Genomic DNA, 25,456 nt, shown 5'->3' with positions numbered 1-25,456 from the left:
GAGGCTATTTCTGCCCATTCTTGTGACTACTTTCCTATGCCCGAGCTCATTCCCATTTTTCAGACCTGAATCCTTACCTTCTGTCAAGCACCATTCGACTCATCAATGTTGGTTCATTTTCGACAGAGAATAGGTGTCAACCCGAGGAAATAAAATCAATGAAAAAATGGTCAAAGAGCAGACCGAAGCACCAGGCAAAGTAGTCGATAAAAAGTCATCGGACATCAGCGAGCCGAAAAATCAAGGAAAATTAATATTAGACGCAACCTGCGCGCCAGCCGACATTAAATATCCTAACGACTTAGGAATATTGAATCAAGCCAGGGAACAAACCGAAACAATCATAGATGCTTTGCACACTCAAATTCAGTCACCACTAAAAAAAAAACCAAGAACTTATCGAAACCTAGCTAGAAAAGAATACTTGACAGTAGCAAAGAAACGAAGACCCTCACAAAAAAAACGAAAAAAAGCGATTAAGAAACAACTTCAATATATTAAAAGAAATTTAGCTCATATCGCGGTTATGGGTGAGCTAACGTGGCTGACCAAATATTATTATAAAATGCTATTAGTAGTCACAGAAGTCTACCGTCAACAGTTATGGATGTATAAAAATAAAACACATAGTATTGAGGACAGAATAGTAAGTTTAACACAACCACACATCCGCCCCATCGTCAGAGGGAAAGCCGGGAAATCCGTTGAGTTTGGGGCAAAGCTGTCAGCCAGTTGTCGTAACGGATACGTGTTTTTAGACCGAATTAGTTGGGATAATTTTAACGAATCTGTAGACTTAAAAAAACAAGTAGAAGAATTTAAACGGTTCACGGGATTCTATCCCGAATCAATTCATGTAGATCGAATTTATCGAACTCGCGAGAATCGAGCTTGGTGCAAAGAAAGAGGAATTAGAATGAGTGGTCCCCCTTTAGGAAGACCCTCGACAAATATTAGTAAGTCAACGAAGAAACAAGCTTGAGAAGACGAGAGAATTCGTAACTCGATTGAGGGCAAATTTGGGAGTTGCGTAAAAGAAGATTCAGCCTCGGTAGAGTGATGGCTAAACTTTCTAATACTTCTCAAACCACCATCGCCATAACTTTTCTGGTGATGAATCTTTCGGCCCTGCTACGGCAGGCTTTTTGGCTTTTTTTATGTCTATTTCAGAATATACACTTTTTTTCCTGTTTTCCACCTGTGATGATTAATAAAGATTATGCTTGGGACAAAATATCGTAAACAAAGCTTATATTATCAAGGGATTCGCGAGTTCATTCATCTTTCTAAATGCTGTTTTCTTACTTTTTCAGCAAGCCCTAATTACTTTAAGGCGGCACACAACTGACTGAGGACTTTTTTGTATTTTGCAATGCGTTGAAAATCTGCCTCTGTCGGATTGGCGATGCGACGCAGATCAAGATTATGAGTAACATCAGCGATTTTGACTCGCAGTGCGATCGGGTTGGCAATTACACGTTCTAAATAAGCTGCATAAGCTTCTCCTTCTATTTTGGTAATCGCCGCGATCGCCGAGACTAGAACTTCAGGAAAACCTTCGCTTCTAAGTTGCTCAAGTGTAAGTTCAGAATCTTCGACCGCATCGTGTAGAACCGCTACGATTTTCTGCTCTAGAGAATGTACATTTTCCATCACAAATAGCGGATGATCGAGATAGGGATTGCCTGCCTTATCAACCTGCCCCTCATGAGCTTTTGCTGCGATCGCGATCGCTCGTTGTAGTAATAATTCGTAATCTGAATTCATATTTGACAACATTGTACAGAAGTTTTCTATTAAAGTTTCTGCCTCTTGGCGGGAAAAAGGTAGTGGGTGACTTTTTATTTTAAATATTCTTGCAACAATTTCCAAGCCATTTGAGTACCTTCCCCTGCGTTGACTTTTTCAAAATCTACATCTTTTCTCAAAACTACCAAACCCACACCTTCTTTGATTTCTATTTGATCACAATCCCTAACTCTCGCCAAAAAAAGGTGGTTGTTTTGTAAAATTTTTCTATCATTTTGAGTTTTTTGATGAGTAAAAGTTGTGATAAACTCCATTTTGTAATCATTGATTTTGAGGCAAGTTTCTTCCTCCAATTCTCGCACTGCTGCCTGCTGTGGATTTTCTCCAATGTCCACGCCACCACCAAAAGTAGAAAGCATTCCTTGACTGGCAATACCGGGAATATTATCTCGCAGTTGTGCCGCAATCTGACCGTTTGGGAGCATTACAAAAATGCGAACTATTGACTGGGGAATATTCATATTATCCAGGGAATAACAAAGCTCAAAAAAGTTGCTCTAGAGTTTTCTAATCTGATTCCCAATTTTCCTAATCCAATTGTACAGCGCAGCATACAAAGCCCGCAACTTATTGACAAAACTTTGCCAAAGAGAACGTGTCCTTACCTGGGAAATATCCTGGATTTCCACGGGCAGCGGTGGCATCCCGACTACTTCATACAGCGGATATTCGCCACTTTTCCCCGGAATTGGCACTGATACGCGCCGATCGACGATCGCCAATTCCTTAACTTCCTGATAAGTCTCCTCGGAAATCAGTAAACTCGTTCCTACTTGCTTATTAGCAGCCTCGATCCGGCTGGCCAAATTCACCGCATCGCCGATCGCCGTTACCGTCTGATTTTTCGACTCCCCCAGATTCCCCACAACCACCAAACCGCAGTGAATCCCAATCCCAATCCGCAACCGGTGACGGTATAAAGTCTCAAAATAGGGATTGAGTTTCTCTAATTCCTCCAGCATTTCTACCCCAGCCCTCACTGCTTGTTCCGCCGCTTTGTCGGGATTTTCCAACCCAAACAGCGCCATAAAACCATCTCCCATGTAATTATTAATCATGCCGCCATTCCGGTTGATTACATAACCCATTTTTTGGAAATAGCGATTTAAAACATAAATTACATCGTAGGGTAACAGTGATTCTGCAAAGGCCGTAAACCCTCGAATATCGGCAAACAAAATCGCTATTTTCTTTTCTTGACCCACAGGTGCAGAAATCAAATTTCCGGCCATTTCGTCGTTAAATGATTCCAAGTCTTCAGAATCGATCGCCAGCCGACGCAAAATCACCTTCCCGCCCGCCACCTGCGTCTGACACGCCAGCCTAATTTCCGGCTCTAAACGCAGTTTTTTGGCGAGCTCCTCTTCCGCTGAATTGCGAGGCGAGCAAAATTCCAAACCTTCGACAATCAATACGCGACAAGTCGAACACCGGCCACTACCGCCGCAGATGTGGGTGTGGGGAATGCCTGCACGCAGCGAAGCTTCCAGAATGATATCGTCGTCGTCTATCTCGATCGTGCGATCGTCCGGCAGATAGTGAATCTGTGGCATATTTGGCCCGTCTAGCTAATTAGCGAGGAATCTCGCGGACATCTGTTATTGCAGCGAACCTTTATGCAAACCCGGTTTCTCGGCATTTTTTGTGTATCCCCTGGTTCCTTAACTATAAGTCGCGATCGGCATTTGCTTCTCGTTGCGTCAGATCAAGTGCCCAACTGGCACCAGTTTAAAAAAAGAAAGCAACTCTAGGCAAGAGTCCAACTCTTAGCTCATCATTCATTCTCAATTCTAAAATCTCAAATGGTATAACTTAACACTAAAATTTTCATCTCGCCGTGAAAATACCCCAATTCAAGCTGTGGAGTTAATCTAAAATCTAAAATCTAAAATCTAAAATTGGCTGACATAATTCTTAATAAAATTCCTATCGCCCAAACCCCTATAAATCCGTTATAAAATCTCCTTCAACCGCCATATATTTTTAGGGTTTTGGGGAGTTTTGGTATGTAAACCTTACTTGGCAATAGTTTCAGCTTTTTTGCTCTCTAACAACCAGCGAATTTTCGTGAGATAGAATAGCAGCATCTTTAAAACCAGTATAACCATGACTTCATCAACAGCCCTACAAAACATCGAAAACCACATTCCCATCGTGGGAAATATCCATACCAAAAGTCCGATCGCCTACGGAGCAACCCGCCTAGCAGTCAGTGCAGTTAACACGGTGCAAATGGCAGTAGCAGAGTCTTACATCAACGGATTAGAAGTCCCAGATTCAGTATTGCGATCGCTTTTTGATACCTGTATGCCCGTCTTTTTTAAGCATTTCCCGTCCCTGCTTGCACCCTACGAATGGGTACTGACAGAAACAGACCGCACCGCCGAAGGGTCCCGGGATTTAATGAAAATTCACTACGACTTGCCTCAAGCAATGCTGAATCCGATGTTAGGCGACGGCAAACTCATTTATCCTAAATACACCATGGGGTTGTGGGAAAAAGGAGCGGTCAACCTTGAACAATCGCAAATGCAGATGATTGATGATGTGATTGAGAAGCTAGACATTCAGGATGGCGATCGCATTTTAGACTTTGGTTGCGGTTGGGGTTGCGTTCCCAATTACATTCTTTCCAAATTCCCCAAGGTCCAGTTTACTGGCATTAACCTCAGCCACAACCAATGCGAGTATATGCGTCAGAAAATGCAAGACCCCGAAAGCTACCTCAGTTCCGGTCGATTTACCCTATATGAAGGCGATTTGAACGACGCCAACTTCGAGACAAAATTTGACAAAATCCTCTCCATCGGAGTTTTTGAGCATATAGGCAATTTAACGAAGGGTTTCCAAAAGCTTGCCTCTTTCCTGAAGGATAACGGCAAAGTTTTCATTCACATTATCACAGTCCGCATTCCCAACAATATGTCCAGCCCTTTCCTCCACAAATACATTTTCCCCCACGGTCGTATCTGGAAATACGATGCCGTTGCCAGCCACAACAAAGATCTCACAACGATAAAAAACTGGTATCTCAACGGATACAATTACTCTACAACCTTAGTTAATTGGCTGAAAAATTTTGATGATTCTCAGGCAATAGTCAAAGATTTAGACTACGGCATGGACTATGGCAAATTTCGTCGCATCTGGCGGTTTTTCTTGATTTGGGCGGAAACTCTTTTCGCGAGTTGCGATGGTGAATATATCGGCAACGGCCAATATTTAATGGTTCCTGCCTAACCGCTAATCAGCAGACCCAGCTCAAAAAAATGAACCCCCCGAACCCCGACTTCTGTGAGATGTCGGGGTTCTTGAGTGGAAGCTACTTATCCGGAGAATGAAACCTTTCAACCTAGATTTAGGGCGATCGAGAAGTGTTGCCTTCTTTTCAAGAAATTTTCTGAGTTTAAAAAAATCCGGAATAAGATTATTGCTCGGTGAATAAGACCTATATCGAGCGTGAGCCTGCCTGCACAATACTTTTTAAATTCCATCCTCGTTCAGTAGTGATGATGTGCGATATTTTACTACAAAAAGAGAGTTGATTTATACAATGGTAGACAATATGAAACCTTCTCTTCCTCAAGACGACCCGAACCAAGAACAGCGCAAAGATTCCTTGAATCGTCAGCAACAAGCTTATCAGTTTGACTATGAGAGTTTATCACCTTTGGCCTTATTGAAAGATGTGCCCGCAGTCGAGAACTTTTCGAGTAAGTATCTTGCAGAACGGATATTAGCAACATCGGAACTTCCGGCAAATATGCTGGCAGCCGATTCGAGAACTTTTCTCGATCCTCTCGACGAACTCCAAGACTATGAAGACTTTTTTACTTGGCTGCCGCTACCTGGAGTTGCCAAAATTTACCAAACCGATCGCTCTTTTGCAGAACAGCGCCTGTCTGGAGCAAATCCAATGGTGCTTCGCCTCTTAGATGCGAGCGATCCTCGGGCACAAACACTGGCGAACCTTCCGACTTTGCACCCATTAGTCGATCGGCGCCAAGAGTTGCAGGATAACAACATTTACATTGCCGATTACACAGGTACTGACGAACACTATCGCGCGCCTGCTCTCGTTGGAGGCGGAACCTATGAAAAAGGCAGAAAATACTTGCCGAAACCACGGGCTTTTTTCGCTTGGCGGTGGACGGGAGTCCGCGATCGCGGTGAAATGACACCTATTGCCATTCAACTAGATCCGACGCCCGGTAGCCATGTCTATACCCCATTCGATCCTCCTGTCGATTGGCTGTTTGCGAAACTCTGCGTACAAGTAGCAGATGCCAATCACCATGAAATGAGCTCGCATTTAGGTCGAACTCATCTGGTGATGGAACCAATCGCGATCGTCACCGCCCGACAGTTGGCCCGAAATCACCCGCTTAGCCTGCTGCTGAAACCGCACTTTCGCTTTATGTTGACCAACAACGATCTGGCGCGTTCTCACTTGATCGCTCCCGGCGGGCCCGTCGATGAATTGCTAGGCGGCACTTTGGCTGAGACAATGGAACTGACTAGAGAGGCGTGCAGTACATGGAGTCTCGATCAATTTGCCTTGCCCGCTGAACTGAAAAATCGGGGAATGGATGACCCCAATCAACTGCCTCACTATCCTTACCGAGATGATGGATTGTTGCTTTGGGATGCGATTGAAACCTTTGTATCGGGCTATCTTAAATTCTTTTACCCGACGAATGAGGCGATCGTACAAGATGTGGAACTGCAAACCTGGGCTAAAGAATTAGCGTCTTATGACGGCGGTAAAGTCAAAGGAATGCCAGACCACATCGACACAGTTGACCAATTAATTGCAATTGTCACAACTGTAATTTTTACTTGTGGCCCACAACATTCAGCAGTCAATTTTCCCCAGTATGACTACATGAGTTTTGCGGCCAATATGCCCTTGGCAGCCTACCGAGACATTCCTAGAATTACCGCTGCGGGTACTCTAGAAGTGATTACGGAAAATGACATTTTACGGTTGCTTCCTCCGTACAAACGAGCTGCTGACCAACTGCAAATTCTGTTTATTTTGTCAGCTTATCGATATGACCGTTTGGGTTACTACGATAAATCTTTCCGAGAACTCTACCGGATGAGTTTCGACGAAGTTTTTGCGGGAACCCAGATCCAACTTTTAGCCAGACAGTTCCAGCAAAATTTGAATATGGCAGAACAAAAGATTGATGCCAACAATCAAAAACGAGTCATCCCTTATTTGGCTCTCAAGCCTTCGTTGGTGCTCAATAGTATCAGTATGTAGAATGAAAAATTCAGCAGGATATCTCCAAGTAAGGTGTGCAGTACACACCTTACTCTGTATTGGTCGTTAGCGTCGGTTTTTAGTTGTAGTCTGGGGGAAACTTGTGAGCGTAACTGGTGTATTTAGCTATGGCAAAGGTGTTACAGCAGAATTATCAAGAGGGCAATTTACCGAAGTTTCCCCTAAATAATCAGTTAACGTAACTTCATCTTTGTAATGCCGAGGAGTTTTCATTAACAATTGCCAAGCTTCACCAGCATCCAGTAAATTCATCCGCCCAGGATAGTGAATTTGGATCAACTCTTGAACCAAAGGGTAATAGTCTGAGTTAAGACTAGGGAAAATATGATGCTCCGTATGATATGAAAAATTGAAATGCAACAAATCAACTATTTTGGGAACCCGTATTGAAAGACTATTAATCAGCGGGTCATTAACACTCGTCATCCGACAAATCAGGTGATTTGTGTAGATATAAAACATTGCAACTGTATGACCGATTGCTAAGGGTAGCAAGTACCCAAGAACGATTTTTAGCGCATGAAACTCTAAATAGAATAAAATGCTAAAATGCAGGCATAAAACCGCAAACAACTCAAGAGCAATTTTCAATCTATCTTTCTGACTGACTGTGAATGCAGCGGGCACATAATCCACAATTTTATTATTAAACAATAGGCTCGACGAGAGGTGGCAAAATTGATGAAATAACCACGATGCTGGAAGTCCTACTATTAATAACCAAGATGGATTATCAATCGCTGGCGCAAAGAAATTATGAATCCATTTTCCCCAACTATTCGGCTGGTGGTAAAGGTAATTGCGATCCGGATCTTCTAGATAATTTGTTTGACTGTGATGTACAATGTTATGAACATATTTCCACTGAGTAGAAGGCATAAACATCATTGCAAACCCTAGAAAACTAATTATATGATAAGTCATACGAGACTTTTTATTTACGCTACCGTGCATGAAATCATGGGCGAAAAATCCCATAGTTACGATACTATTACCCATAATTAAAGCTAAAGGTAAATAAAGCCATAGAAGATAGATGGGCCACTGATCTAGACAATCGGCAATCCCCCAACCCAGTAGCAAAATGGCCATATTAATGAACAGTATAACCAACTTGCTAGAATCTGGTTTAAAGGCTTCTGATGGCAGGAGTGGGCGCAATTTCTTAGCGTATACTGAGTGTGGAATTAGCGTTTCTTTGCCTAAAGTCGGCGTTGCAGTCTTGTCTACAGTATTGAGTGATTTTTCTGATTTCATGTGATCGCTAAGACTATTTTCATGTGACTTAATAAGTTTCTAAATTTAATTAGATCCCGTACCCGATTTTAGATTGAACCCACACATAAATCCGGCGGCTTATTGTTAGGATGCGGAGATTTTATCTGTCTCCACTGCGGCTATCCGGGAGCTTGCGATCAAATTGCTTTAGATCGAGGCTGCCTGATTGTTCTACCAAGATATTATTGTATCCTATAAAAATATTTTTGGAACAAATATTAAAAGTTTACGCATCGATAATAGTCTCCCACTTTTCACTGGGGTTTAATCCCAATAACCAATCCTAAATATCCTCTCAGATTAAAAAAGTCCGTTTCCCTGAACAATTTCTTTAATTGTCGTCAGCGTATCTAACCCGATCAATCCCCGACGATAACCTTTTTGGTTGGACATTCCCAAAAATATCGCATCTCCCCGATTTTGATAGCGCCAAAACCGAGGTGAGGCATTAATAAAAGTTGAGGCGCTGTTAACATCCAGAGCAAATTGGCGACTTTCTAAGTAAGATTCAGTGGCGATGGAGTCAGCGTGGCCGCTGCTGTAGCGGTTGATCCAGCCGATCGCAATCTCTAAACTATCGACAACTTTAAACGCTATAGTTTTGTTTAAATACGGTTGAGTCCACTCGTATGGTTCCGCCAGTTTCAACTCTGGGAAATCTGCGACGAGATCCGCGTCTCCGCTAATTTGAAAGCCTTTTTCTTTTAAACTGTTCCACAGCCTGACTAAGGAAGAAGGCTTTTGGTTGCGATCGATCAGCACTTTCTCGATCGCATTAACAGGATCGGGCACGCTTTGATGGCTGTCCAAAATCATCCACCTTGCCATCTCTAAACTACCAGTCGGCGACCAATAAAGGTAGCAATTTCCCATTGCTGACCTCAAAACTGGTGCTGTACAAAGCCTAACTACCTGCTGCACCAAACTTGGCCTGCCGTAGGGAATAATTAAATTGAGATATTGGTCTTGAGTGACCAATTCTCTGATCGAAGCGCCCCGATCCGGCGGCAGTATCTGCAAACATCCCGAGGGCAAACCGACCTCATCGATCGCCGAAACCAAAGCTTCTCCAATTACTGTATTAGTTTGCCAGCTTTCGCTGCCGCCTTTTAGAATCAAACTGTTAGCGCTTTTGAGAGACAAACCGGCTGCGATCGCCCCCAACTCTGGAAACGCTTCGTAAATAAGAGCGATCGCCCCCAGCGGTAGCGACTGACAGTAAACCTGACAGCGATCGACCTGATAAGAAGCATTGATCACCCTGCCGATCGGATCTGGCATTTCCCCCAACCGTTCCAGAATTTGCACAGTTGTCTTGATCCGTTCCGGCGTCAGCTTTAGCCACTCCACAATCAACTCGGGAATCGCCATGTCCCGACTCGCTTCTAGATCCAGAGTATTTGCTTCTAAAATGTCATTTTGCCGGCGTTTCAGCGAGCCCGCCATCGCCTGCAAAGCTGCAGCGCGATCAGCACTCTTTGTCGTAGCCAACTCCAAAGAAGCTTGATAAGCGCGACGCGCGACATTTGCGGCATCTGATGAATGGGTAAAATCCTCTATTATCATCTAGCTAACGCCTGTAAGCGAGCCATACCATCAGCGCCGGCAGCATTGCTAGCAGCACGGCGACCATTGCCCACAGAATAATATTCGGGCCCGGCGAGTGCAGCGCCAAGGGCAACCAAATCACTAGCGGCACCAATATCATACCCAAAGCCAGTGGCAAATAATGGGCCTTCAAACCCGGATGCGCTCTGTTCCACTGATTCCCTGTCCACCGCCAAGCCTGCTTGTAAGGATAGTTCGTTGATAGTTGCTCGATCACGTATCCACTTTCGTCCAATACAAATATTTGTTGACAGCGGTTGCATCCAAAGGCTTCTGTCAACGTTATAGGCACTAGACGACCCCGGCGTCGGCAAGGACAGGGGTACTCATCGTTTAAGTCAATCTTTGGAACTTTTTGAGATGGCACGAGCGATCGGATAAAAAAAGCGTTTTTGCAAAAATAATCCTTAACATATCCACTTAATCAAACTTGTCAATTCCGCCATAGCAAGGCTTTCAACTGCCTGTTACGAAATCTCGCCCACTTGGCAATTTTGACTTGCAAGTTCTGCATTCAATCTTACCACTAACTTAGGTATTTTCAACCATCATTAGGAGTATATCGAAAACTTTCTGGATGTACTTTCCGGTTTCCTGGATTTTTTTATCTTCTAAAGCGGGTGACGCGATTCGAACGCGCGACATTCACCTTGGCAAGGTGACGCTCTACCACTGAGCTACACCCGCATTTCCTGCGGTATTAACAATATTGTCTCACTTCCCGAAATTTGTCAAGTCTTTTTAGTAAGTTTTTTTCACAAACCCAGTAAAACCCCCCCAAACCAACTCCCCACCTGAAATTTCAGCACCCAGAGTCTTAACCAAATCAGTAATTGCCGTGAAAATTGACCGCCATCCGCCGACGGCAAAGCTACAATCAAGCTGGAATTGTGGGAGAACACTGTCATGTCAGATTTAAATCGCGGAATCATGAAGTTCAAGGGAGCTGACAGTCCTATAGCGATCGCCATTTCGGCGATTGTCATTGCCGGCGGAATCGGCTTCTTGATCTGGTGGGCGCTGCAATCAGCCTACACCTTCAGCTAACAGACTACTCAAACGTAAAACTTATAAGGCCTTGCTCAGAAGGCAGAATTTAAGAAAAATTCTGTCTTTTGCATTTTTTTGCCCTTAGTCTTGAATTTATTGCCCAGGAATGCGGATTGATTGCTGACGATCGAATGATTGCCATAAATCACCCGATCGGGCGAGTCGCTAGCATGAGCCGAGATGACCCCAAGATCAACTACTTTTGTAGTACACTTGTAGACAAAGCGCGCCGACAGCGCAATTTTAGATGCAAGTGTTTGCAAGGGTTGTATCTCAACAAAAATTTATGGCAAGCTTTCAGGACATTTTCCAATACTACAGTAGCTACTGGAAAATCTCAGTTTACAGCATAGGCGCATCCAGCGTTTTGGCACTAGCCGATTTGCTTGTACCCTACGCGATCGGTCAAATATTAAACGTATTGTCGGGTCAACCTACAGATACAGTAACGCAAAAACTCATAACAGCGATCGCCTCTGTTACCCAGCACTCACCCAACAAAATATTATCGCTATCCGTCTTGCTGGGCATAATTTTTCTAGTAACAGTCGCCAAAGCACCGGTACAGCCTTGGGTGGGAAATTGGTTCCACTGGGCGATACCCTTGAAGGCGAGGCGCGATCAAATGAGAAGTGCGATCGGCAAAATCCTCACCTTACCCCTAGAATTTTACGACGAAAACAACGCCGGACGGATTGCCAGTCGCATCGCCAAAGGCATCGCCAACCATACTTGGACTTACCCAGAAATTGCCGGCGAATTCATCCCCGAAGTCGTCCGCTTAATCGGCATTTTTGCCGTTATCTGCTTAATTGAGTGGCGGATTGGCTTATTAATTTTGGTTTCATTCCTATTTATCCTCAGTTTCACCCTCAAAGGCCTGCAAGGGGTGACTGCGCGAGAAGAAATTCTGGATGAATACATCGAAGATACCGAAAGCCGCAACTCGGAAATTATCACTAACATCAAAACAGTCAAAGCTTTTGCGACAGAAAGCGATGAACTCAAAAGGCAAACCACCAGACTAGATCGCGAATTAAAAGTCGTGATCAACCGCATTCACAAAGGATACGTCACCCTGGGGACATACCAGCAGACGATCGTCCAGTTGTGTTTGTTTTCAGTTCTTGGTTTTAGCCTAGCAGCCACGGTTGCAGGCAAAATTTCCCTCGGATATTTTGTTACCGTCTACACCCTGGCAAGCATGGCATATTCTCAACTGCGTCCGATTAGCATTATCGCCGAATTATTGGCGCGGCGTTATTCTTCAATGATCCGGTTCCACGAGTTTATGCAAACGCCAGACGGTGTTGATGCGGTTAATTTAGCAGAAAATGCTCGATCGGCACAGCCACCTTATAAATTTACCGGCAAAGTTGAGATCAGCGGTTTGACATTCGGGTACGACAGTCAAAAACCGGTTTTGGAGGATGTGAATTTATTGATTCATCCCCGTCAGACTGTAGCATTAGTCGGGCGATCGGGTTCCGGGAAATCGACTTTAGTTAAACTTCTGTTTCGCTACTTTGAACCAAACTCCGGCCGCATTCTGATCGACGGCGAAGACATTTGCAGCTTAGACGTGACTCGCTACCGGCAGCGTTTAGCGATTGTCCACCAAGAAGTAGACGTTTTTAACGGTACTTTGCTGGAAAATCTGACTTACGGAAACCGAAATGCAACTTTCGAGCAAGTTGAGGATGCTTGTCGCATCGCCAAAGTAGACGATTTTGTGCGACTGTTGCCCCAAGGTTACTATACCGTGGTCGGGGAGAGAGGAATGCGGTTGTCCGGCGGTCAGCGGCAGCGGTTGGGGATTGCGAGGGCGCTGTTGGTGGAGCCGGATGTGTTAATTTTTGATGAGGCTACTTCTAGTTTGGATTATGAGTCGGAGCGATCGATCCAGGTAGCCATGCAGAATATCCTCGGTACGCGCACCACCATAATTATTGCCCACAGACTGAGTACAATTCGCGAAGCCGATGCGATCGTCGTACTCGACGGCGGTAGAATCGTCGAAGTTGGTAGCCACGAAGAACTTTTGAGTCAACAAGGTATTTACCGCCGCCTCCACTCCCTACAAGAAACCGGGGAATTAGTGAATTAGGCATTTCCTCTGAGTCTAGACTTAGGGTGCTCCGTGCCGGCACCCAGCCTAGACGTAGCAATGCACACCTTAAACATTGTTCAATTTTCCCGTATGCCATTAACTCACTTATGTGTTCTCCACTTAATGATTAGAGTTTTAAATATAATGTTGCAAATAAAGATTGTGGTGCTAGGATTTATAACTGTGATGGAAATGGGTCGATGCCCGAGCGGTTAATGGGGGCGGACTGTAAATCCGCTGGCTACGCCTACGCTAGTTCAAATCTAGCTCGGCCCACCTCAATTTAATAAAAAGTTAAAATTTAAGAATTAAAAATTATTTTTTTAATTGGAGGTTCTTAATTTTTTATGCCCGTGTAACTCAGTGGTAGAGTACCTCCTTGGTAAGGAGGAAGTCACGAGTTCAAATCTCGTCACGGGCTTGCTAATTTATAATAGTATATCCACCAAGGGTAGTCCTGCATAGTCAGGATTTCAACCAGGCGGACACGGGAGCATCTCGATATTTGTAAAAACACTTCTTCTAGCTCCTTCCTTCTTCCTCTGTCCTCCGGACTCCTGGCTCCCAACTCCAGTTTCTAGCTTGGCTGCTTTCATTGAGATGCTCCCGGTGGACACTGCCACAAACTCATCACAATATTGTACCCGTATCGAAATCCCCGACTTGTTCAAGAAGTCGGGAATCTAATCATCCTCATCCAATCCCAGCGGCACAAAATATTGACTGTAAACCACAGTATCCGGCTCCCAAAGCGGCCGCCAATAAACATTCTGGATCACCGCCTTCTCCCCATCACCCTCAGCAGGCCACTGAAAACTGACGATCGCAATATTGCTATATCCCACAACCTCATCACCCTCTTGCAGCCAGCGATTGCGCCACAACAGCGATATAAAATTCCACAACCTATGCAGGAATGACAATTGTTTATTTTTATGCGATCGATCTGACGCAGTTCCCTTTTCTAGCAGCAAAAATACCCGAGCTCTTTGCCGTTTAATCCAGTCAATCCGATAGCCCCAATCAGGCAGAGATTGTCTATTTTTGACATCACCCGCCATAGCCTTCTTTCTGCCACCCCTCGAAATCTTCATTAATTCCAGCGGCTCATTCCATCCCAAACATTCGTGCGATCGCTCAGGAAACAGCGACTTAATCTTAGTATGAATTAAATGCGTTTTCCACTCCTCATTGATCAAAGCACTAGCAGTCAACTGCGCCAGCACAGAATATTGACAATTTGACCGATAATTCTCCCTCGTCAAAGGCTCAATATTCGGCTGAGAATCGCCAAAATGACAATCAGACCAATAACTCAGTCGCACAGCAGCAGCATAGTGAATATCCCCCGTCAACACAATCACCCGATCGCGCTGCTTAAAAAACTCCGACAACAGCTTGACAAAAGCTAACTCATGAAAATTCCAAGCATCCCCCGCATCACTATTAAAAACCTTCCCCTGTTCCACATCCCACTTTTGCACCGCATCAATAATCGACAAACCCACCAAATTTGTCGGCACAACCACCAGCGTCGCCTCAATCTCAAACTCCCCAGTTTTATTCAGCAAATCAGTCTCCTTCAAAGGCTGCTGAATTTGTTCCTCAAAACCTTTGTGAGTCAAAAGCATCGGTGGATCGATCGCACTTTCCACCGGATACCCCCGCCAACTCCGCGTATCCAGCACAATCACCTCGTGCTTAAAACTTCTCACAGTAAAATGCCAATTCAAAACCTCATTTACACCCTCGTCATCTCGATCCAAAATAAAAACATCTTCATCTAATTTCAATTTAGGCAAATGAGTTTTAGGATCGAGTCCAGGAATTCCCAAATACGAAGCTGCCTCATCCCAAGCAGAAACATCACTTCCCCCCGAATCAGACCATTTTTCAGCAGCCTTTAATAATTTATCTCCCGGTTTTTCGCGATCGAACTGTGCAGGCGTATTGCCCCAAGCCTGAAACACAGCGTAAGCCAGCAAAGCATTCTGTACCACCCGTCTGCCCAGCGGCTTTCCCAACACCCGGTAACACCACTCTCGATTCAAATACAAATCGTCGCTAACATCATGATCATCGCAAATCATATAAGTAGGAATATTCGCTAGCGCCCTCCTCACCCTCCACAAATTGCGAGCAAAACCGTTAAGTTCAACAACTTCTCTATCCCAGACTTTTGCCTGCTTAGAAACTTGACAAATATTTTTACCCTTCGGAAAACTCGTGCACCAGAGTATCGGCGACCAAACTAACAAATACATCGCATAATATTCGCCCAAGCTAAACAAGTGACTTTTAGCATTGTCGGGTTTATTCACCAACATCGCCGTAAAGCCGCCAAAATCTCTGGCAATATCGCTGCGAGTCCCCGGCTGTAACTCAATAGGTTTTTTGGACTCATACTCAGCATCAGACGGTTTCTGAATTGGCGACTCTCTAAAAATTTCCCTCTCTTGGCAAAGTGCAGTTTCGTTTTCCGAATTTTTAGGTATACTGATACACAAATTCTTTTTTATTTGGGCATCATCCATCAGGGGTAGACTTTCTTCCCAGCCCAACAGTGTATCGCCAGCATCAGTCAAAGCCCACAGCATCGCATCGGCAACGTCGTCGCCGTAAATTTGGTCGCCCGTTAAAAACAGTTGGTGGGGCCTGCTATTTGCCGTTCCTGCAAACTGTTCGATCGAATTATCCAAGATTGGCAGCGCATCTCTGCCGTCTCCGTGGGGCTTGCGACAAGAACCGTGAACAATACGCAAATAGTTTAAATCCTGCGGCGGCAAGGCAAAAGTGGGCAACTGGTGAGCGAAATAACTAATCGTCTCCGGCCCCAAAGCCGACAAATCAGGGGAGGCCGGCCACAGGCAAGAAATGAGATTTTCTTTCTCATTTTCTGGGACTGCACCCGCCGACGGCGACTCGCTACTCCCAGCAAACTTGATGTCATAAGCATAAATTTGCCCAGATGTCAAGATATGGCTGTTAATTGGTTTAGCAGTCACCGCGACTACGTGCAGGTATTTGCCTAGCTGCACGGTAGAGTTCGCACCTTGGAGTAAGGGTCGATCGACAATTTCGCCGGTTCCGCCCTCTGTCGAATAAACCTTGAGTTCGACTTGGCGGGGTGCTTTCAGAGCCAGCCAAACTGTCACGGCCCGACTTTCAGTCCGGCGCAACATCGGGCCCGCAAGGATAAGCGGCAAGTGATGAATTCGATGACTTAAGGGAGTCCACGACATAGGATTTAAAAAATAAAAATTAAATAAGAGTGTTCTAGCAATCAGATTTTAGGCGATCAAGCATCTGTCACCCGCTTAATTAATGCTAAGTCTGCCAACCCAAGTCTCCAAAATTGTAACAACTCATTAAGTAAAATTAATAATCATGCTACAAGAAGAAAAATTACAGCATTTCGTCAATTCAGCCCCCCAGTTGCCAGCAATTAAATCATCAGAACCCGCCGGACGGCCCAACAGCCGGCCAATCTACTCCTCGCCTTTAGATCAAGCGATCGACCGCCACCCCCTCACCGTGGCTCCAGAAACCCCGATCGCCCAGGTGTTGGCTCTCATGAACCCGATGCGCGTCTCCTGTCAGCTTTGTGGCGAAAAACAAAACGCTGTTGCTAGCGCAGCCAAGCGCAGTTGCGTCTTAGTCGTCGAAGATAATCGACCGATCGGCATTTTTACAGAACGAGATATCGTCAAGCTAACTACCGTCGCAGCTTGTACAGTCGGACTGACAATTGCTGACGTAATGACTCGATCGCCCATTACCCTCAAACAATCCGAGTCTCAAGATATTTTCACAGCTATGTTCACGTTGCGCCAGCACTCCATCCGGCATTTGCCCGTAGTGGACGAGGACTCGCGACTTCTCGGCATCATCACCCGCGAAGCCATTCACGAAGCCCTGCAACCGGTTAACTTGCTAACCAATTTGCGCTGTGCAGCAGATGTCATGACGCACCAAGTCATTTCGGCCCCAAAAACTGCCTCAGCCCTCGATTTAGCCCAGCTCATGGTCAATCATCGAGTTAGTTCCGTCGTCATTGTCGAAGAGCAAACTCAGCATCCTGATCGGGCGATCGCACCAACACAAAATTATCAAATTCCGATCGGCATTGTCACCGAGCGCGACATCGTGCAGTTTCACGCCCTGGAATTAAACCTCTCCCAAATATCGGCTATAGAGGCCATGAGTGCGCCTTTATTTTGCATATCTCCCGCCGATTCCCTCTGGAGTGCCCACCAGTCCATGCAGCGGCACTGCGTCCGCCGTTTGGTAGTAGTTGGCAGCCAGGGAGAACTTTTGGGTGTTGTCTCTGTGACAAGTTTGCCGCAAGTTTTTAACCAATCTGAAATGTATGGGACGATCGAGCTGTTGCAACAAGCAGTGGACGATCGAGCCACCCAATTGCAGAAAGCCAACGAACTTTTGCAGCAAGAAATTTTAGAGCGGCAGCGGGCCCAAGAAGCCCTGCGCCAAGCTCACGACGACTTAAAAAAACAAGTTGAAGAACGCACCGCTCAACTTTTAGAATCAAATGAATTGTTGAGACGGGATATTATCAAGCGCCAGCGAGTCGAAGAAGTGCTGCGGCGAAAGCAAACTTGCTTGAAAAATCAAGCGCAGCAATTAGAGGAAACTGTGCGAAAGTTGCAGCAAACTCAAACTCAATTGGTGCAAACCGAAAAAATGTCTTCTTTGGGACAAATGATTGCCGGTATCGCTCACGAAATTAACAATCCTGTTAATTTTATCTACGGCAACCTCTCCCACGCCAGCCACTACATCAAAGAATTGTTTCAACTGTTGGAACTTTACCAGCAGCACTATCCCGAACCAGTCTCGGAAATTAGGGAAGCAGCAGCAAAGATGGAAGTCGATTTTTTGGTAGAAGATTTATCAAAGATCGTGTCTTCTATGCAAGTAGGAACCGAGCGCATCCGCCAAATAGTGGTGTCGATGCGTAATTTTTCGCGATCGGATCAATCTAACATCAAGCTCGTTGACATTCACGAGGGACTCGAAACCACTTTGTTGATTTTGCAGCACCGGCTCAAAGCCCACGGCGCACATCCAGCTATTGACATTATTAAAGAATACGGCAATTTGCCCCTAATCGAGTGCTGTGCTGGTCAGATAAATCAGGTGTTCATGAATATTATCGGCAATGCTATTGATGCTTTGGATGAAGAAATCCAGAAAGGGGAATGGGCGACGAGAAATGCGAAAAATTCACCCCCGTCAAATCCTAGTTCTCCATTGACTCTTCCCACTATTACAATTCGTACTGAAGTTGTTGGTGGCGATTTTGTCGCGATCCGCATTTCCGACAACGGGCGGGGCATACCTGAAGAGATTCGTCGCCAATTATTTGACCCGTTTTTTACTACCAAACCAGTCGGCAAGGGCACTGGGTTGGGACTGTCGATTTCTTACCATTTAGTTGTCGAACAGCACGGGGGGCGGCTCGACTGCGTTTCGGAAGCTGGGCGGGGCACTGAATTTGCGATCGAGATTCCGATCGTCAGTGGTCATTAGTCAGCAGTCAGAGGATTTTAGATTTTAGATTGAACAATTTAAGGATGGGAAATGACTCATGAAGCTCGTGGTTTGGATCACGGGCCTACAGTTGCATTCTTTTTTTAACTCGTATCAGTAGTCATGGGGAAGACATCATATTGTCCCACTCCCCCACTCTCCCCATCCACTCTCCCTCTCCCCGACTCACTCTCCCACTCTCCGACTCGCCACCATTTCCTAAAAATTCACAATTTTTTACAAAACACCAGAAACCCCAGCAAAATCAATCTTTGCCAATCTAAAATCTAAAATCTAAAATCTAAAATCCTATAACTTTGCCCTCCCCTGACCCAACTGATCCGAACTCACTTCGAGTTTGCCTCATCCACTAGCGCCTTTATGACCGTTTCAGTTACCCGCACAAGCCATCAACTGCCTGCATCCTAGCCCCAAAGCCAAAAGCCCAGATTATTTGAGAAGTTAATTTTTGTTTTATTTTTGTACCTCTTTATATTAAGAAAGTATTCTAAAATCTATTTAAAAGCTAAAAAAAATATAAAAATCTATTTTTTTATCAAAAAACCAGTTAAGATTCCCAAAGATGCAAAATAAACAAATTTACTAGCATTTTCATTTAGACGCCCCCTTTCTTTTCATCGCAAGTTAGCTAATAATGCTTTCAACGAGGTGACTAAGGGCCGAGTCCAAAATTGGCCTAACCCAAAGACGGATACAAGCCCCAAACAAAAGTCGTCGAGATCGAAAATTTTAGTTAGAAAGAACCCCCAGATTCATCTGTGGAGTCCATTCTTTCATCTCAAATCTGAAATCTCAAATCGACTGACAGTAAGGGAATTGCAATTGGGCTATTGCAATTGGGCTATTGGAGTTGGGCGATCGAAAAAAAGCATGAAAATCCAGCCCTCATCGTTTTGATAGAAACCTATAGGAGAACAAAGAGTGAAACTCGCAGTTTACGGAAAAGGTGGAATTGGCAAATCGACAACAAGCTGCAACATCTCCGTTGCCCTAGCCAAGCGCGGCAAGAAAGTTTTGCAAATCGGTTGCGATCCAAAGCACGACAGCACATTTACCCTCACTGGCTTCTTGATCCCCACAATTATTGACACCCTTCAGGAAAAGGACTATCACTACGAAGACGTTTGGCCCGAAGATGTCATCTACAAAGGCTACGGCGGCGTTGACTGCGTAGAAGCAGGTGGCCCTCCCGCAGGAGCTGGTTGCGGCGGCTATGTAGTCGGCGAAACCGTCAAACTCCTCAAAGAACTCAATGCCTTCGACGAATACGACATCATCCTGTTCGACGTGCTCGGCGACGTAGTGTGTGGCGGTTTTGCCGCCCCATTGAACTACGCCGACTACTGCATGATCGTCACCGACAACGGTTTCGACGCATTATTCGCAGCCAACCGCATCGCCGCCTCAGTCCGCGAAAAAGCCCGCACTCACCCGTTGCGACTCGCCGGCTTAATTGGCAACCGCACCTCCAAGCGCGACTTGATTGACAAGTACATCGACACCGTACCGATGCCGGTACTGGAAGTGCTGCCCCTGATTGAAGACATCCGCGTTTCTCGCGTCAAAGGTAAAACATTGTTTGAGATGGCCGAGAGCGATCCATCCCTAAACTACGTCTGCGATTACTACCTCAACATCGCCGACCAGATTTTGGCAATGCCTGAAGGAGTAGTGCCCAACGACACGCCCGATCGCGAATTATTCGCCTTACTTTCAGATTTTTATCTAAATCCAGTGCAACCGGTGGTCAAGAAGGAGGAAGATGAGCTAGACCTGATGATGGTTTAATAGGTCTAGCGATCAGGATGAGGATAAAGAGGTTATGGCTTTTTTTGATACTTTTTCAGTTGCTCTCAAACAGAAGTGGTTGGACTACTACCAGGTAAATCGGGCTTGGCTGCTCCTGCACATGACGGCTGAGAACACGGTCGCCACACCCGACGGCGGGAAAAGGCCTGTTTCTTACCTCATCCTGGGAATTGCGGCTGCCCTGGAGCCGGAACTCCAGCAATTAATGCTGCCCTTCTCAAAACTCAAGCCGGATGCAGACAGCCTGATTGAGGTGTTGGGGCTAAATTTTGACCCGGACATCGCGCTGGGTATGCCCTCAAATATCGCGCCGCAGACGGCCGGTAAATCTCCAACACCCGCAGCAGCTCAAATTGCAACTACTGCACCCGCAGCAGCTCAAATTGCAACTACTGCACCCGCCGCCTCTCCAACTCCAACTACTGCACCCGCAGTCGCTCAAACTGCTACTGCTGCACCCGCAGCAGCTCAAACTGCCACTGCTGCACCCGCCGCAGCCAAATCTAATAAATTGGGCGGTGCTGCCTTAGCAGCAGCCGGAGTAGTCGCCGGAGCCGCCGGAGTCGCTGGTCTGGCTGCTGCTGCGTCAGCACTGAGCGCCGAGGAGGAATCCTTGGACGATGATGAGGAAGAAGCGGTCTCCGACTTCGACATGGACGATGACGAGGAAGAAGCGGTCTCCGACTTCGACATGGACGATGACGAGGAAGAAGCGGTCTCCGACTTCGACATGGACGACGACGAGGAAGAAGCCTCGGCTTTGGACGGTCTCGGTCTCGAAGACGATGAGGAAGACGCCGTATCTGACTTTGATATGGGCGACGATGAGGAAGATGCCGTATCTGACTTTGATATGGGCGACGATGAGGAAGATGCCGTATCTGACTTTGATATGGGTGATGACGAAGAAGAAGCCTTAGCTTTGGGCGGTCTCGACCTCGGCGATGATGACGAGGAAGAAGAAGCCTTAGCTTTGGGCGGTCTCGACCTCGGCGATGATGACGAGGAAGAAGAAGCCTCGGCTTTGGACGGTCTCGACCTCGGCGATGACGAGGAAGAAGCCTCACAATTTGGGACTTTGACCTCTGGGGATCTCGAATCGGGAATATCCGATCCGTTTGGCGAAGAAGATGCAGAGTTTGTCGCGGAAGAAATACCTGATCCGTTTGGGACAGCGACCTCAGATGACCTAGACATGGATCTGGGTGACTTGGACGATGACGGTATTGACGATTTCTCTGTATCTGATGACGATGACCTCGATGATCTCGGACTTGACGATCTGGGGGAAGCAACTACCGGAGATCCTGATGAAGATGATTTAGATGCTCTAGGTCTCGGCGATTTGGATTCCGATGATGACGATGAAGAAATTTCGGGTTTTTTGTCTGATTTTAAGTGAGGTTGTTGCGATCGCCCGCATCTCTTCTAGTCTTGAAGTTTGCCGCTCTATTGGTGAGTTGTAAGTTGCGAGTTGTTAATTTTTAATTAGCTCCAACTCACAACTGCCAAAAGGCTTTTTGCCGCGAGCGAGTTAAAGAAAAATAAATCCCTGCTGTGAGGGATTATAAGCCCTCGCGCAGAATTTTTTAGCTCAAATTTTGGATGCTGCGGCTGCGGAAATATTGAGTTGGTTGCATCTATTTTTCAGAGGAATTAGCCCAAAATTAGGTATTTCTATTTATTGTTCGCTGCGAAAGGGCGATCGCAAAAAACAGATTTTTTTTCCCCTCCTGTGCCTGTTCGCGTTTGAGAGGAAAAACAACCTATTTCTATAGTCCGCGAGAGCAACGAGGCGAGCGCAAAAAACAGGTATTTCCTCACTTAGCGAGCCTGTCCTGTTCCAGACTAAAAACAATTTAAAGGGAGAAGATTTGAGATATGACTGCTATTACTACTACTGAACCGGAAGCTTTAAACTTTGAATGCGAAACAGGAAATTATCACACTTTTTGTCCGATTAGCTGCGTAGCTTGGCTTTATCAAAAAATTGAAGATAGCTTTTTCTTGGTCATCGGTACCAAAACTTGCGGCTATTTCTTGCAAAACGCAATGGGCGTGATGATTTTTGCTGAGCCTCGCTATGCGATGGCTGAGTTGGAAGAGGGCGATATTTCCGCTCAATTAAACGATTATGATGAGTTGAAGCGGCTGTGCTTGCAAATTAAGCGCGATCGTAACCCCAGTGTAATCGTCTGGATCGGCACTTGCACCACCGAAATCATCAAAATGGATTTGGAAGGGTTAGCACCGAAGCTGGAAGCAGAAATCGGCATTCCCATCGTCACAGCCCGCGCTAACGGCTTAGATTACGCCTTTACTCAAGGGGAAGATACTGTTTTGGCCGCGATGGCTGCTAAGTGCCCTGAGAAAGCGCCCGTGATGGAATCTCAGAAACAAGAACGCAATGCTATCTCTCAACTGCTGAATTTCGGCAAGAAAAAAGAGGAAGTTGCAGCAGATGAATCGGAATATGTCAAGCACACGCCGCTGGTACTTTTTGGTTCTTTGCCCGATCCGGTTGTTACTCAGCTAACCTTAGAATTGAAGAAACAAGGAATCAAAGTTTCCGGTTGGCTTCCTTCCAAGCGCTACACTGAATTGCCAGTATTGGAAGAAGGTTATTATGTATCGGGCATGAATCCCTTCTTGTCGCGCACAGCTTCTACGTTGATGCGCCGCCGTAAGTGTAAGCTAATTGGTGCTCCATTCCCGATCGGCCCTGACGGAACTCGCGCTTGGATTGAGAAGATTTGCTCAGTGTTAGGAATTGAACCAAAAGGTTTGGACGAACGGGAAGCGCAAATTTGGGCTGGTTTGGAAGATTACCTGCAAATAATTCGCGGCAAATCAGTCTTCTTTATGGGCGACAATTTGCTAGAGATTTCTTTAGCACGTTTCTTGATTCGCTGCGGCATGACTTGCCCGGAAATCGGCATTCCTTACATGGACAAGCGCTATCAGGCGGCCGAGTTGGCTTTGTTAGAAAAAACTTGTCACGAGATGGGAGTTCCTACTCCTCGGATTGTGGAGAAACCAGACAATTACAATCAGCTTCAGCGGATTTACGAGCAGAATATTGATTTGGTGATTACTGGTATGGCTCACGCTAATCCTTTGGAAGCGCGGGGAATTAATACTAAGTGGTCTGTTGAGTTTACTTTTGCTCAGATTCACGGGTTTGGTAATGCGCGGGATATTTTGGAGTTGGTGACTCGTCCGTTGCGCCGGAATAATTCACTGAAGGATTTGGGTTGGGGTAACTTGGTGAAGAATGAAGCGAAGGTTTAATCGTTTTTAGGCTTGAATTAGAAACCCGGTTTATTAAATAAACCGGGTTTTTATTAAAATATTACTGAAATTTTCAGATTAAATGAGTGGTATTAACCGTGAACTAACTATAGACAATAGACACATTGCCAAGCATCTCCCAGATACACTACAAATGCAAAGGTTATTGCAGCGAGGGGGCTCTGCTCATGTATTTAACAATGAAGCTACAATGATTAGAGTGGCACAAGCCATAATAAAAAATGGGGAATTCACAGGCATTATTCGCAATCACGAACGATATGGACTCTACTTTGCCAGCCCAATTGGTTATAGAATTCAGAGTGATGGCAGCCAAATTCCTTTACATTACGGTGAAATTAAAGTGATAGGAGATAAATATCATGTCATCCCCCGTACCCAACCTAGCAAATAACTGGCAGTTTACAGAAATATGGGTTGACCCTACCTCTGTCCCTCCTTATGTTTTGATGTTGCTCGGTGATGATAAAAATAATTTTTGCATTTTCGACCCGACTGAAGACTATAAGATTGTTTTTGCTTGTTCTAGCTATGAGGAAGCAAGGCTTTGGCTCCTTGAAGATGAATATGAGCGGGTTGAAGGGCGGCTCAATGTTGAGCAAGTGGCTTAAGTTATTGATGATGAAAGTCAAGCTTAAATCTCTAAATTATTACTTGAGCCTGAAATATCTTATCAGTTTTCACCCGGAACCTGAAGGTTATACAGCGATAATCAAAGACCTTCCGGGTTGTATGTCTGTGGGGGAAACTTTGTTGGAAGCGATGGAGAACATTGAAGAAGCTAGAGAATTGTGGATAGAGACTGCTTATGAGTGTGGCGATGAGATTCCTTTACCTGCTAAAAGTTAAAGTAGGGTGCGTCGCTTTGACAATTCTCGGCAATAGTAGCTATCCGATTGCTCGGATTGAGACTTAAATCATGAGTAACCGCCGATAAAAACTCTTCTATTCCATCAAGCAATGGCTGTTTGTTGATACTTTTCTCGTATCGGCTCAATAAGTAGGGGTAACAGTTAATCTAGTTGCCAAGACAAGCCCAAGGGATGAAGAGAAGATTTTTCGCGAATAATAGTAGATAGAGAGGGAATAACTCGAAGTTGAGAAATTCGGTCACGGACATAATCGAAAAAACTGATTCCCAACTGACGAGTAGTAGCAACAAGAGACATAAAAGTATCCCAAGCCCTCGTACCCTCAATCGTTTGAGTTGCATAGCTAATATTACGTCGCTGCACCATAGTTCGGGCAGCTAACTCAGCCGGATTATTGTGTAAAGGTAATTCAGGATGCTCTAAAACTCTCAGCAACTCCGATACTTTTGTCGCAGTTAATTGTTTGCGTTCATCCCACAATTCCTAGCCGCTTGGAGTTTCAAAAAGCCGCCGAAATTTAGACTTTAAAAGCAGTGCCGCTTCGGGAATGGGAGCATCTTTATAAGCTAGTAACTCCCGATAATAATCCCAAAAATCATCGAGAAACTGCCCTAAAATTACTTGATGGCAAGCGAATACCGGGCTTAACTTCTTGTAATGTCTTCCCTCCTGTACCCAACATAACGCTCGCTCGGCAGTGATTAACTTGAATTGCGGAGCATCATCACAACAGAGGGTTTGTACGAC

Annotated in this window: 19 protein-coding genes, 3 tRNA genes and 2 pseudogenes; 13 read left to right on the top strand and 11 right to left on the bottom strand. The window is 45.4% G+C overall.

Translation table 11 applies throughout. The annotated features are described in order from the left end of the window. Positions 1 to 84: 84 nt before the first annotated feature. Positions 85 to 1,242, top strand: a pseudogene (locus QUA44_RS27175) (IS5 family transposase); the annotation flags it as partial. Positions 1,243 to 1,323: 81 nt separating this feature from the next. Here QUA44_RS27175 and QUA44_RS27170 read toward each other — a convergent pair. The 3 genes from QUA44_RS27170 to QUA44_RS27160 all read right to left on the bottom strand — a co-directional run bounded on the left by QUA44_RS27170 (position 1,324) and on the right by QUA44_RS27160 (position 3,362). Further along, positions 1,324 to 1,767 (bottom strand): HD domain-containing protein, encoded by a 444-nt coding sequence (locus QUA44_RS27170; RefSeq protein ID WP_333256130.1) that lies wholly within the window; start codon positions 1,765 to 1,767, stop codon positions 1,324 to 1,326. A 74-nt stretch (positions 1,768 to 1,841) separates the two neighbouring features. Next, positions 1,842 to 2,270, bottom strand: coding sequence for an NUDIX domain-containing protein (locus QUA44_RS27165; RefSeq protein WP_333256132.1), 429 nt, complete (start codon positions 2,268 to 2,270; stop codon positions 1,842 to 1,844). 36 nt (positions 2,271 to 2,306) lie between these two features. After that, positions 2,307 to 3,362 (bottom strand): adenylate/guanylate cyclase domain-containing protein, encoded by a 1,056-nt coding sequence (locus tag QUA44_RS27160; protein WP_333256134.1) that lies wholly within the window; start codon positions 3,360 to 3,362, stop codon positions 2,307 to 2,309. Positions 3,363 to 3,915: 553 nt separating this feature from the next. Here QUA44_RS27160 and QUA44_RS27155 point away from each other — a divergent pair. Together QUA44_RS27155 and QUA44_RS27150 are read left to right on the top strand one after the other, a co-directional pair. Then, a complete protein-coding gene (locus tag QUA44_RS27155; protein WP_333256136.1) occupies positions 3,916 to 5,049 on the top strand; it encodes a class I SAM-dependent methyltransferase in 1,134 nt (377 codons plus the stop codon). Positions 5,050 to 5,374: 325 nt separating this feature from the next. Next, entirely contained in the window at positions 5,375 to 7,078 is a 1,704-nt protein-coding gene (locus tag QUA44_RS27150) for a lipoxygenase family protein (protein WP_333276800.1), read from the top strand. Between the two features lie 126 nt (positions 7,079 to 7,204). On the opposite strand, the gene QUA44_RS27145 is transcribed toward QUA44_RS27150, so the two are convergent. The 5 genes from QUA44_RS27145 to QUA44_RS27125 all read right to left on the bottom strand — a co-directional run bounded on the left by QUA44_RS27145 (position 7,205) and on the right by QUA44_RS27125 (position 10,971). Further along, positions 7,205 to 8,356 (bottom strand): fatty acid desaturase, encoded by a 1,152-nt coding sequence (locus tag QUA44_RS27145; protein WP_333219858.1) that lies wholly within the window; start codon positions 8,354 to 8,356, stop codon positions 7,205 to 7,207. Between the two features lie 321 nt (positions 8,357 to 8,677). Continuing rightward, entirely contained in the window at positions 8,678 to 9,943 is a 1,266-nt protein-coding gene (locus QUA44_RS27140) for a glutamate-5-semialdehyde dehydrogenase (protein ID WP_333256140.1), read from the bottom strand. A 4-nt stretch (positions 9,944 to 9,947) separates the two neighbouring features. Continuing rightward, positions 9,948 to 10,352, bottom strand: a complete 405-nt coding sequence (locus tag QUA44_RS27135; RefSeq protein ID WP_190663244.1) for a hypothetical protein — start codon at positions 10,350 to 10,352, stop codon at positions 9,948 to 9,950. Positions 10,353 to 10,600: 248 nt separating this feature from the next. After that, positions 10,601 to 10,672, bottom strand: a tRNA-Gly gene (locus QUA44_RS27130). A gap of 68 nt (positions 10,673 to 10,740) precedes the next feature. Further along, positions 10,741 to 10,971, bottom strand: a complete 231-nt coding sequence (locus QUA44_RS27125) for a hypothetical protein (RefSeq protein ID WP_333256157.1) — start codon at positions 10,969 to 10,971, stop codon at positions 10,741 to 10,743. Between the two features lie 350 nt (positions 10,972 to 11,321). Here QUA44_RS27125 and QUA44_RS27120 point away from each other — a divergent pair, with 350 nt between their 5' ends. The 3 genes from QUA44_RS27120 (at position 11,322) to QUA44_RS27110 (ending at position 13,566) form a co-directional block, all read left to right on the top strand. Further along, positions 11,322 to 13,142 (top strand): ABC transporter ATP-binding protein, encoded by a 1,821-nt coding sequence (locus QUA44_RS27120; RefSeq protein WP_333256143.1) that lies wholly within the window; start codon positions 11,322 to 11,324, stop codon positions 13,140 to 13,142. Between the two features lie 197 nt (positions 13,143 to 13,339). After that, positions 13,340 to 13,421, top strand: a tRNA-Tyr gene (locus tag QUA44_RS27115). A gap of 73 nt (positions 13,422 to 13,494) precedes the next feature. Next, positions 13,495 to 13,566: transfer RNA gene (locus QUA44_RS27110), tRNA-Thr, on the top strand. 262 nt (positions 13,567 to 13,828) lie between these two features. On the opposite strand, the gene QUA44_RS27105 is transcribed toward QUA44_RS27110, so the two are convergent. Beyond that, positions 13,829 to 16,351: a PhoD-like phosphatase gene (locus QUA44_RS27105; protein ID WP_333310027.1), complete on the bottom strand. Its 2,523-nt coding sequence runs from the start codon at positions 16,349 to 16,351 to the stop codon at positions 13,829 to 13,831. A 181-nt stretch (positions 16,352 to 16,532) separates the two neighbouring features. Here QUA44_RS27105 and QUA44_RS27100 point away from each other — a divergent pair, with 181 nt between their 5' ends. From QUA44_RS27100 to QUA44_RS27075, 7 genes are all read left to right on the top strand, one after another. Next, positions 16,533 to 18,695, top strand: coding sequence for a CBS domain-containing protein (locus QUA44_RS27100; RefSeq protein ID WP_333256147.1), 2,163 nt, complete (start codon positions 16,533 to 16,535; stop codon positions 18,693 to 18,695). A 942-nt stretch (positions 18,696 to 19,637) separates the two neighbouring features. After that, the gene (gene bchL, locus QUA44_RS27095; protein ID WP_333256149.1) at positions 19,638 to 20,504 is read left to right on the top strand and encodes a ferredoxin:protochlorophyllide reductase (ATP-dependent) iron-sulfur ATP-binding protein; all 867 of its coding nucleotides are present in this window, start codon (positions 19,638 to 19,640) and stop codon (positions 20,502 to 20,504) included. 34 nt (positions 20,505 to 20,538) lie between these two features. Next, complete coding sequence (locus QUA44_RS27090) at positions 20,539 to 21,927, top strand: DUF5331 domain-containing protein (RefSeq protein WP_333256151.1); 1,389 nt, start codon at positions 20,539 to 20,541, stop codon at positions 21,925 to 21,927. 479 nt (positions 21,928 to 22,406) lie between these two features. Next, complete coding sequence (locus QUA44_RS27085) at positions 22,407 to 23,816, top strand: ferredoxin:protochlorophyllide reductase (ATP-dependent) subunit N (protein ID WP_218962094.1); 1,410 nt, start codon at positions 22,407 to 22,409, stop codon at positions 23,814 to 23,816. Between the two features lie 82 nt (positions 23,817 to 23,898). After that, positions 23,899 to 24,231 carry a DUF6972 family protein gene (locus QUA44_RS30815; protein ID WP_445243737.1) on the top strand — a complete coding sequence of 111 codons (333 nt, stop codon included), beginning with the start codon at positions 23,899 to 23,901 and terminating at the stop codon, positions 24,229 to 24,231. Further along, positions 24,200 to 24,448, top strand: coding sequence for a hypothetical protein (locus tag QUA44_RS27080; RefSeq protein ID WP_106148613.1), 249 nt, complete (start codon positions 24,200 to 24,202; stop codon positions 24,446 to 24,448). The genes QUA44_RS30815 and QUA44_RS27080 overlap by 32 nt, the downstream gene beginning before the upstream one ends. Continuing rightward, positions 24,429 to 24,686 (top strand): type II toxin-antitoxin system HicB family antitoxin, encoded by a 258-nt coding sequence (locus tag QUA44_RS27075; protein WP_333256155.1) that lies wholly within the window; start codon positions 24,429 to 24,431, stop codon positions 24,684 to 24,686. Before QUA44_RS27080 ends, QUA44_RS27075 begins: the two co-directional genes overlap by 20 nt. Positions 24,687 to 24,850: 164 nt before the next feature. On the opposite strand, the gene QUA44_RS27070 is transcribed toward QUA44_RS27075, so the two are convergent. Together QUA44_RS27070 and QUA44_RS27065 are read right to left on the bottom strand one after the other, a co-directional pair. Next, positions 24,851 to 25,189 (bottom strand): hypothetical protein, encoded by a 339-nt coding sequence (locus QUA44_RS27070; protein WP_333256647.1) that lies wholly within the window; start codon positions 25,187 to 25,189, stop codon positions 24,851 to 24,853. Positions 25,190 to 25,192: 3 nt separating this feature from the next. Beyond that, a pseudogene (locus QUA44_RS27065) lies at positions 25,193 to 25,456 on the bottom strand (hypothetical protein); the annotation flags it as partial.

Origin of the sequence: Microcoleus sp. N9_A2 (assembly GCF_036701775.1) — a bacterium.
GTDB lineage: Bacteria > Cyanobacteriota > Cyanobacteriia > Cyanobacteriales > Microcoleaceae > Microcoleus.
Note: the sequence above shows the minus strand (reverse complement) of the source record. Positions and strands in the feature narration are given on the sequence as shown.